Origin of the sequence: Streptomyces sp. NPDC057543, from assembly GCF_042801895.1 — a bacterium.
In the GTDB taxonomy this organism is placed as follows: Bacteria; Actinomycetota; Actinomycetes; order Streptomycetales; family Streptomycetaceae; genus Streptomyces.
In genome coordinates, this window is the sequence record NZ_JBHVFF010000331.1 from 1 (window position 1) to 8,651 (window position 8,651).

8 protein-coding genes and 1 pseudogene are annotated in these 8,651 nt (G+C 67.4%); 5 read left to right on the plus strand and 4 right to left on the minus strand.

The window, feature by feature from the left end; all coding sequences use genetic code 11:
* The first annotated feature begins 131 nt into the window (after positions 1-131).
* Both ACFU8Q_RS35785 and ACFU8Q_RS35790 read left to right on the plus strand, forming a co-directional pair.
* Positions 132-359 carry a DUF6207 family protein gene (locus ACFU8Q_RS35785; protein ID WP_384462599.1) on the plus strand — a complete coding sequence of 76 codons (228 nt, stop codon included), beginning with the start codon at positions 132-134 and terminating at the stop codon, positions 357-359.
* A gap of 71 nt (positions 360-430) precedes the next feature.
* Complete coding sequence (locus tag ACFU8Q_RS35790; RefSeq protein ID WP_384462602.1) at positions 431-871, plus strand: nuclear transport factor 2 family protein; 441 nt, start codon at positions 431-433, stop codon at positions 869-871.
* 203 nt (positions 872-1,074) lie between these two features.
* On the opposite strand, the gene ACFU8Q_RS35795 is transcribed toward ACFU8Q_RS35790, so the two are convergent.
* Positions 1,075-1,461, minus strand: a complete 387-nt coding sequence (locus ACFU8Q_RS35795; protein ID WP_384462605.1) for a DUF4440 domain-containing protein — start codon at positions 1,459-1,461, stop codon at positions 1,075-1,077.
* A gap of 225 nt (positions 1,462-1,686) precedes the next feature.
* Here ACFU8Q_RS35795 and ACFU8Q_RS35800 point away from each other — a divergent pair.
* Positions 1,687-2,247: pseudogene (locus ACFU8Q_RS35800) on the plus strand (exonuclease domain-containing protein); the annotation flags it as partial.
* Here ACFU8Q_RS35800 and ACFU8Q_RS35805 read toward each other — a convergent pair.
* Positions 2,244-3,557, minus strand: coding sequence for an MFS transporter (locus ACFU8Q_RS35805; protein WP_384462608.1), 1,314 nt, complete (start codon positions 3,555-3,557; stop codon positions 2,244-2,246). The pseudogene ACFU8Q_RS35800 and the gene ACFU8Q_RS35805 sit on opposite strands and share 4 nt — an antisense overlap.
* Positions 3,554-4,210, minus strand: a complete 657-nt coding sequence (locus tag ACFU8Q_RS35810) for a helix-turn-helix domain-containing protein (protein WP_384462611.1) — start codon at positions 4,208-4,210, stop codon at positions 3,554-3,556. Before ACFU8Q_RS35810 ends, ACFU8Q_RS35805 begins: the two co-directional genes overlap by 4 nt.
* 278 nt (positions 4,211-4,488) lie before the next feature.
* On the opposite strand from ACFU8Q_RS35810, the gene ACFU8Q_RS35815 reads away from it, so the two are divergent.
* Positions 4,489-5,721 carry an MFS transporter gene (locus ACFU8Q_RS35815; protein ID WP_384462614.1) on the plus strand — a complete coding sequence of 411 codons (1,233 nt, stop codon included), beginning with the start codon at positions 4,489-4,491 and terminating at the stop codon, positions 5,719-5,721.
* A 251-nt stretch (positions 5,722-5,972) separates the two neighbouring features.
* On the opposite strand, the gene ACFU8Q_RS35820 is transcribed toward ACFU8Q_RS35815, so the two are convergent.
* Positions 5,973-6,827: a helix-turn-helix transcriptional regulator gene (locus tag ACFU8Q_RS35820; RefSeq protein WP_384462617.1), complete on the minus strand. Its 855-nt coding sequence runs from the start codon at positions 6,825-6,827 to the stop codon at positions 5,973-5,975.
* 663 nt (positions 6,828-7,490) lie between these two features.
* Between ACFU8Q_RS35820 and ACFU8Q_RS35825 the strand changes: the two genes are divergently transcribed.
* Complete coding sequence (locus ACFU8Q_RS35825; protein ID WP_384462620.1) at positions 7,491-8,486, plus strand: aldo/keto reductase; 996 nt, start codon at positions 7,491-7,493, stop codon at positions 8,484-8,486.
* Positions 8,487-8,651: the final 165 nt, after the last annotated feature.

Below are 8,651 nucleotides of genomic sequence, written 5' to 3' on the forward strand. Positions count from 1 at the left end.
CCCCGTCACCGGGCGCGGGGCAGGCGGCACCGTCAACCACCGCCCCGGCGGGCGAGGCCTCGCCTCGCTCGTACGGATGGTGTGCACGGCGCCAGCGAACCCGACCGGGCGATGGCCGCGTCAGATTCGGCATGAAGATCGACACGCAGCACATCGACGAGCCTGGCCTTGTGGTTCTCGACATCACTGCCGCCAACGAGGAAACCGCCCACGCCGTGATGGCCGAGCTGAAACAGCGGTGGGTGGCTTCATTCACGTCTGGCGGCTCTGGCTCAACTTTTGTGGTGGCAGAACCGGGTGTGAGCGTCGTCCGAGGAGTGTGCCCTGTCTCCAGTGGCCGCTCATTACCACCGAGGTAATCGACTGCTCCGCCTTCCACCGGCAGGATCAGGCACATCGGCAGGACCCCGCTGCAGCCACGAGGAGCGCCATGTCCGTCAATTCCAGTGCCACCACCACGCGTTCTACGGATGAGGCCACCCGGGCCGTCGTGCAGGACTTCCTTGCCGCCCGACTGGCAGGGGATACAGAGCGGCTCATCGCGCTCTTCGCCGACGAGGTCGACTGGCTCCTCGCCGAGAACCCCACCGCCCCGTGGATCCGCCCGCGTTCCACCGCTGCGCAATGCGCTGCCCAATTCACGGAGTTGATGGAGCACACCGTGCCCGAGGACACGCGAGCGTCCGTCGATACGATCCTCGTCGGCGGCACCGACGCCGTCCTGATGGGGCACGTCTCGGGGACCGTACGCACAACGGGGAAGTCCTTCGAGGGCCCGTTCGCGCTGCGCCTCACCGTCGAGGACGGCCGGATCACCCGGCACCATCTCTACGAGAACAGCCTGTCGATAGCTGATGCCTGCGCCCCGTGAGGGCGCAGGCGGCCTAACCCGAAGGGCCACGGAGAAGCTCAGCAGTCATCAGAGCGGTCGCGTCACAGAAGTAGGACCAGAGCCCGGACTGGTTCTGGCCCACTTGTTGTGGTCGCGTACTCAGCGTGACCGTCAATCTCCATGCGATGGCCGGTGAGGCCGCCCGGCTTGCAGCCGTTGGGGTACTCGGTTCTGGTAGAGCCCTATTCCACCTCGGGAGGCACGCGTGTCGCCTGGTGGTAGTACATCCGCCAGCCCGCGGCTCCGTCTCCCTTGCGCCATATCGAACTGTGCCTGGTCCTGCGCTCGCCGAAGACGGTCTCGAACGTCAGATGGACCAGCCTCGGGGCGAGCAGCACGCCCGAGATGTCTGAGGGCTCGAAGCGGTGACCATCCAGTGAACTACCTGGATGGTCGGGCAGTTCGGAGAGCATGGCCTCGTATGTCCACCGTCGCCCAGACCCACCAACCTCCACAAACTGCGGGTCGAGGAGTTGTCCGGCAAGTTCCCGCGAGGCGCGGACGTGCGGGTCCATGAGCTGCAGTTCACCCGCGATTGCCTGATTCACATCGTCTGCTGCACCGTCCATGGACGCATCTCACCGAGCTCACCAGGACTGTCGCAATCGAGTATTGCTGCTTCCGGCTTTGATCTGCTTCTTGTGGTGTGGTGGCTTCGGTCACGCCAACAGGACTCGCTTGCACAGAACTTCGAATCCCGCGCGGCCAAACATCTGGCGTTTGAGCATCTTGATCCGGTTGACATGGCCCTCCACAACCCCGGAGTTCCACGGCTGTGTGAGGCCGGCGATGACGGCATCGAGAACGCCCGCAGGCATGGGGGTGCGGCAGTTCCCGCGATCGAGGAGATCACCTCAGCTGTCGCCGAGGTGCTGAACTCGGGGACTCCGCTGGTGGTGATGAACGCGCGGTACGACCTCTCGCTCCTTGACCGCGAGTGCCGACGGCACGGCATAGAGCCGTTGGTCAAGCGGTTGTAGGGAGGGGCATCGCTAGCCGTCATCGATCCCTTGGTCTTGGACAAGCACGTGCACCGATACCGGAGGGGGGTCAAGGAAACTCCAGGCGCTCTGCGAACACTACGGAGTGCCGCTCGATGACGCGCACACCGCCGTCGCAGACGCAGTGGCTGCGGCACGTGCGGCGCGACCCATGGGCGTCGAACACTCGGTCATAGGGACGCTGGCTCCGACGGAGCTGCACGACCTTCAGGTTCGGGCGGCAGCCGAGCAGGCGGCCTCTCTCCAGAGTTACTGTATCTGCGTCGTACGTCGGATGCGGCTGCCTACGTCGAGCCAGCATGGCCGATGATCCCGTTCAGTCGCGAGGAAACAGGTCCTCTGACGCGAGGCTAGCCGGACGAGGGTGAGGATGCGGACCCCGATGCCGATGGTGCGCCGTGTGCTGGCTCCGGCGGAGAGCCGGGCAATTCGCGGATACGTGGGACCGGCGAAGGCAGCACCCAGACCAGGCACATCACGGCCCCGGCCGTTGCGATCCACAGAGTCGGACGTAGCCCGATAGCCGTGCCGAGTGCTCCTCCCGCGAGCGCGCCCAGCGGGCGCACGCCGTGGGTGAGGGTGCGGTAGGCCCCGTTGACGCGGGCGCGCAGGGCGTGGGGAATGAGGGCCGTTTGAAGTGAGCCCAGCGAGATGTCGACGATCATCGCGCCCACGCACGAACCAAATTCGGCGAGGAAGAGGAGGCTGAGGACGAGCGCGTCCGGGCCGTCCGCGAGGGGTACGAGCAGCAGCGGGACTGGGAAGGCCGCGAAGCCGACGACAACGGCGGGGCCGATGCCGACGCGGCGCACGAGACGGCCAGTGAGGGCGGCACCGACCAGCCCGCCGATCGCACCGACTCCGAGGACCGACCCCAGCACTCCTGCGCTCAGGCCGAGTTCGGTGGTGGCGTAGAGCACGAAGAGCGTGTGAAAAATGAAATTGAAGAACTGAACCGTGGCGGATCCGGCGAACGTGGCGCGCATGACACGCGAGCGGAGGATCCACCGCAGGCCTGCAGCGAAGTGTCCCTTCGCGGGTGGCACGGCCGACGGTTCGACGGGGGTTATACGGGCCAGACAGCAGGCGGAGGCCAGATAGGTCACAGCGTCAGCGAGGAGCGCGAGCGGCGCGGTGAACAACTGGACGAGGAGACCGCCGGCGCTAGGACCCGCGACGAACGACATGGCCCGGCTTCCATTGACGAGGGAGTTCCCCTCGATATAGCGCTCGGTGGGGATGAGCGAGACGAACAGGATGGTGTTGCAGACGTCGAAGAGGACGGTCAGCACGCCGATCCCCAAGGCGACGGCGTAGAGCTGCGTGAAGGTGAGTACGTCCAGCACGTACGCAATGGGAACCGACAAGATGAGCAGGGCCCGTGTGAGGTCTGTGGCGATCATGACGCGGCGACGGTGCGCTCTGCTGTCGGCCCAGGCGCCTGCGGGAAGAGAGAGCAGCAGGGCGGGCATCAGCTGGGCCGTGGCGAGCCAGCCCATCTGGGCGGCGTCGGCGTGGAGGGCGAGGACGGCGACGAGAGGAAGGGCGATCTGAGATATCTGGTCGCCGACTAGGGAGATGCTCTGGCCGGTCCAGTAACGGCGGAAGGAGCGCTTGCGCAGGAGGTCGGGGACGGCCGCGGATAAGCGGCCCGCGGCCGTCATCGCGGCCCGCCCGTGCTGTCCGGAGCGATGGAAGTCTCCTCGTTGCCTGTGGGCCGTTGCGGCAAGGGAAAGGCGGCCCGGACGATCTGGACGAGCCGTACGCCCTGAGGGCGGGCGGCCGGGTCGCTCTGCCGGTCCTCGTAGGGGCGCAGTAGACGGTCGAGTTTTTCGCCGAGGTCAGCGAGTTCCTCTGCCGTCAGGTAGAGCACTTGGTCGCCGATGTGCTCGGCTTCCTGCCACTCGCGCGGTAGATCGTGGCGCTCTTCAATGGCGCGGGTGATCAGCTCGAAGTAGCGTTCGGCGACCGTAGTTTCCAGTGCCCTGCTGGCCTCCGCGATGGCAGGGTCCTCGGAGTAGTTGGGCCACTGAGTGAAGCGCGCTGTGGCCCGCCAGGGTTTCTCGCGGCCCTGGCCACCCGGCGCGACCTCGACCAGCCCGTACTTGGCGAGCATCCGCAGGTGGTACGAGCAACTGGCGACGGATTCGCCGGTGAGCTCAGCCGCACGGGTCGCGGTGAAGGGGCCTTCGGTACGGAGCAGGCCGACGAGGCGCATGCGGGTGGGATGGGCATAGGCGCGCAGAGCGCGGGGGTCGGTGAGCCGGGTCGTGCGGGCCAGGGCTCCCGTTGACTCGTCCTTCTGACTGTACGGCACGTTGTAAAGGTACCTTTAGAAATGTTCCTTTACAATGGACTCTACGTCACCCTCGCGTCGGAACTGTGAGCCGCGTCCGGGCGCACCGACCGCACCGTGACCGCCCGATCAGGACCCCCGTTCGACCGGATCGGCGCAGCGAGCCGCGGCAGTGAGGTGTCGCACCGGAAGACTCAACCGCCAGGCCCGGATCGTTGGGGTGCGGCTGCAAGGCGGTGATCACCGCGGTCGTCCAGGGCCACTGGGGCAGGCTTCCGAGGCTCGATACTGTGAGCCCCATGACCGCCCTCGATGACCGTGTACAGACACGCGCAAAGCTGCCGAAAGACTATCTAATTTGGTTGAGTGGGGCGCTCACTTCCCAACTTGGCGATGCCGCGATGTTCTTCGCGCTGGGGTGGGCGGCCACTGCACACGGTGGTGGGGCTGCGGGGCTGGTTCTGACCGCCGTGACGCTTCCGCGGACGTTGCTGCTTCTGGTGGGCGGGGCGGTTGCCGACCGGTTCTCCGCACGGCGCATCCTGATCGTCGGCGACTCGGCGATGCTCGTGATGGCAGTCCTTGTGGCGGTGGCGACCTTCTCCATGGGCTCGCCGCTCTGGCTGCTCCTGGCGGCAGGAGTGGTCATAGGCACGATCGACGCCTTCTACCTGCCGGTATCGGGCTCGATGCCCAGACGACTGGTGGGAACGGTCGGTCTCGACCGTGCGGTCGGCCTCAACCAGAGTGGCACCCAACTGATCTCGCTGGTCGGCGGTTCACTCGGCGGCGCACTAGTCACCCTCGGCGGCTTGGGCGCCGCAGCCCTGTTCGACGGCCTCACCTTCGTCTTCGCCGTTGTGGTGGTGCTGCTCATTCGCCTGCGTTTCGATGTCGGGCAGTCTCCCGAACAGACGAACATCCTGCGCGAGGCGGTCCAGGGCGTGTCCTTCTCGCTCCGGCACCCGGTGCTTCGTCCCGCGCTGCTCCTCACCGGTGTGGTCGCAGGCTTCGCAATACCTGTCACCTCCCTTCTTGTCCCCCTTATCGCGCGTGAGAACGCGTGGGGCGCTCAGGCCGCCGGATTCGTTCTGGGCGGTCAGGCGCTCGGCGCCCTGGGCATCGCGCTGATGGTGGCGCGCTGGGGTGCATTGCGGCGTCCGGGCCGCGCCGCCGCGCTTAGCGTCGTACCAATGGCGCTTGGAGTCGCCTCGCTCGCTGCCGCGCACCAGGCATTCCTGGCGGTGGCGGCGGCGGTCCTCTTCGGCATCGGCCTCGGCGTCTTCGTCACCCATCTCGGTCCGCTGATGCTGGGGGCCAGCCCAGAGACCCACCTCTCCAGGGTCCAGGCGGTCATCACTCTGGTGCAGAGTCTCGCGCTGGTGCTCACCATGAACCTTCTGGGTCAACTCGCCGACATCAGGAGTGCCTTCACCGCGGCAATGGTGTGCGCTGCCGTACTCGCCGCTGGGGGCCTCATGACGCTGATGTCACCGCACTTCTTGAGCCTCACGCCTACGGAGGAGCGGTGAACTGGGTCGCGGGGCATACCTGCGGCTGCTTCCCGACCACCGTTCGACGTGCGAGGCGTCGGGGCTCCGCGCACGCGCCGAGCGGATGTCGCTGCTCTGCGGTGACGATGCACGCGCGCTGCGCAAGCTGTGCGAACTCTCCGCGGTTGGGATGCGGTGGACATGAGGGCATAGACCAGCGGGTGCAGGCAGCCAGCGTTGGCCGCTCCGCCGAGGGACGGCCCTGGCCGGCCACTGCTCCTGCCTGCGAATCAGGTGGTGCGGGGTGCGGTGCGGGCCTCGTCACGGGCCCACAGGTTGAGCAGGCGCATGGCGTCGTCGGAGGGGGTGCCGGGTTCGGGGCTGAAGGTGAGGATGGTGATGTCGGAGTCGGCGGCAGGGTGCAGGTTCTCGTAGGTGAGGTCCATGCGTCCGACGATGGGATGATTCACGCGTTTGAGGCCGGTGGTGTGTCGGCGCACGTTCTGCGATTCCCACCTAGTGCGGAACTCGTGGACCTGTAGCAGCTCAGCCACAAGTGCGTTGAGTGCGGGGTCGTCTTTGGCGGCGCCGACTTCGGCGCGCAGGATGTGGACGCCGTTGTCGGCGATCACGTCCCAGTCGACCCAGAACGCGCGGGATTGCTGCTGCCGCATGAACTGGAACCAGGTGTGATTGACGGGGGTACGGCCGTCGTCATACATCTGCACGTAGAACGCGCGGCCGAGGGTGTTGGCGGCGAACGCGGGGATGTTCTCCATCGATTCCAGCAGGCGCCGCACGCCGGTGCGGATCTCGGTGACGGTGCGGACCTGCTCGGCTTTGCTCCCCGCGGCGAGGGTCGCGTAGAGGCAGTGCAGGTGTTCGCGTTCGATGTCGCTGAGCCGCAGCACGCGGGAGATCGCGTTGATGACGGAATCGGAGGCGCCGACGGCGTCGCCGCGTTCGAACCGGGTGTAGTACTCGACGCTGACTCCGGCGAGCATCGCGGCCTCCTCCCGTCGCAGCCCTTTCACACGCCGCCGTCCGCTGCCGGGCTGGATGCCGACGTCACCGGGCGCGACGCGCTCGCGCCGGGAGATCATGAAGTCCCGGATGCGGCCGCGCACCTCTTGCTCCTGGCTCATGTCTCCGATCTTAAAGCCGCCTCCCGGCCCGGCAGGGAGTCTCTGACAGGGTCTCCCTCCGCCCGCGCAGCCGCACGTCATAGGCAAACCCCGCCGCTTCCGCCTGTGTCGGAAGGACGCGGAAAAGGGAAGCGGATGCGTGCAACGGGTGATCCACGCAAACAGGGATGCAAGGGCGGGGAAGTGGGGTCGATCGGTCCGCCGGCGCGGTGGTGCGGGTGGCCGCCTCGCGTTTGTGCGGGTTGGACCTGTGACCGTACCGGGGCATCGACACGGTGCGTGCGCCGAAGCGGAGCGGGCACGAGTCCGCCGGTGTTCCCGAGGGCGGGCCCGGAGCTGTCTGTGCAGGTCATGTCCGACCGCAGGTCACGCGGCGGCGTCGCCCCGGTCCGCACCCGCATTCCCGAACCCGCCGTGCCGGACGGCATGATCCGGCCCGGGCGGGTGTCTGACCCGGAGCTGCCCCGGGAGGAAGGTGGCTGGGGCGTACTGGGCGAGGGACGAACGCCGCGCGATCAAGGTCCTCTTCTGTGCCCGTGACATCGCGCTGGCAGGGGTGCCGGAAGGGGGTCACTGAGGGTGCCTGTTTCCGCCGGTTCAAAGTCCCTAGCGTGAAAGCCGACGAGGAAAGACCGCCGCGCAGGAGAGAAGAAAGAGAAAGAGATGAAGTACCGCCGTTTGGGAAGCTCGGACCTGGAAGTCTCGGAGATCGGGCTGGGCTCGTGGCTGACGATCGCGGAGGGCGACGCGCTGGAGAAGACCCGCGCGGTGACCGACGCGGCCTTCGAGGCGGGGATCACGTTCTTCGACACCGCCAACATCTACGGGCAGGGCGCCGCGGAGGAGGCCTGGGGGCGGATCCTGTCGCCCCGGCCGCGGGACTCGTACGTGCTGGCGACGAAGGTGTGGGGGCGGATGTCGGACGAGGACGCCGGCCTGTCGGCGGTGCAGATCGAAAAGCAGGTCGACGCCTCGCTGACCCGATTGCGCACCGACTACGTCGACTTGTACCAGGCACACCGGTTCGACTCGGATGTTCCGATCGAGGAGACTCTGGAGGCGTTCGCGACGGTGGTCCAGCAGGGCAAGGCCCGCTACATCGGGTTCAGCGAGTGGACCCCGGAGCAGATCCGGGTCGCGATCGAGATCGTCGGGGACGGGTTCTTCGTGTCCTCCCAGCCGCAGTACTCGATGCTCTGGCAGGCTCCCGAGGCCGAGGTATTCCCGCTCACCGCGCGCCACGACATCTCACAAGTGGTGTGGTCGCCGCTGGCACAGGGCATCCTCACCGGCAAGTACAAGCCGGGCAAGCCCGCACCCGAGGGCAGCCGCTTCGCGAACGAGGCCACCAGCGTCACCAAGGACGTGAACTGGAGCGAAACGGCCCTGGAGGCCGTGCAACGGCTGGTGCCGATCGCCGATGGGCTCGGGATCTCCCTCCCACAGCTGGCGCTCGCGTGGGTACTGCGCCGCAGCGAGGTCGCCTCCGCGATCATCGGCGCTTCCCGCCCCGAGCAGGTCCACGCCAACACCGCCGCCTCCGGGTTCGCTCTCGACGAGTCCACCCTGACCGCGATCGGCACCGCACTGGGTGACGCACCCGTCACCGGTCCTGTCCTCGCCACCGCCGCCACCGCAGGCATCACCCACCGCAGCTGAGCGCAAGACAGGAAAACCCGGAAAGAGCAAGCCGAACATGACGCTCACCGGCCAGGCCGCGACCATCACCGGCGCTTCGACGGGACCGGACACAGTCATCGCCCCCGCCCCCGGCGGTGCGCGACGCCCCACCGAAGGGTGCCGTCGGCCAGGCCGGAGCCCGCC

Bases quoted from the DNA above. Each gene is read 5' to 3' on its own strand.
- ACFU8Q_RS35785 (WP_384462599.1), top strand. From the start codon at position 132: ATGAAGATCGACACGCAGCACATCGACGAGCCTGGCCTTGTGGTTCTC.
- ACFU8Q_RS35790 (WP_384462602.1), top strand. From the start codon at position 431: ATGTCCGTCAATTCCAGTGCCACCACCACGCGTTCTACGGATGAGGCC.
- ACFU8Q_RS35795 (WP_384462605.1), bottom strand. From the start codon at position 1,461: ATGGACGGTGCAGCAGACGATGTGAATCAGGCAATCGCGGGTGAACTG.
- ACFU8Q_RS35805 (WP_384462608.1), bottom strand. From the start codon at position 3,557: ATGACGGCCGCGGGCCGCTTATCCGCGGCCGTCCCCGACCTCCTGCGC.
- ACFU8Q_RS35815 (WP_384462614.1), top strand. From the start codon at position 4,489: ATGACCGCCCTCGATGACCGTGTACAGACACGCGCAAAGCTGCCGAAA.
- ACFU8Q_RS35820 (WP_384462617.1), bottom strand. From the start codon at position 6,827: ATGAGCCAGGAGCAAGAGGTGCGCGGCCGCATCCGGGACTTCATGATC.
- ACFU8Q_RS35825 (WP_384462620.1), top strand. From the start codon at position 7,491: ATGAAGTACCGCCGTTTGGGAAGCTCGGACCTGGAAGTCTCGGAGATC.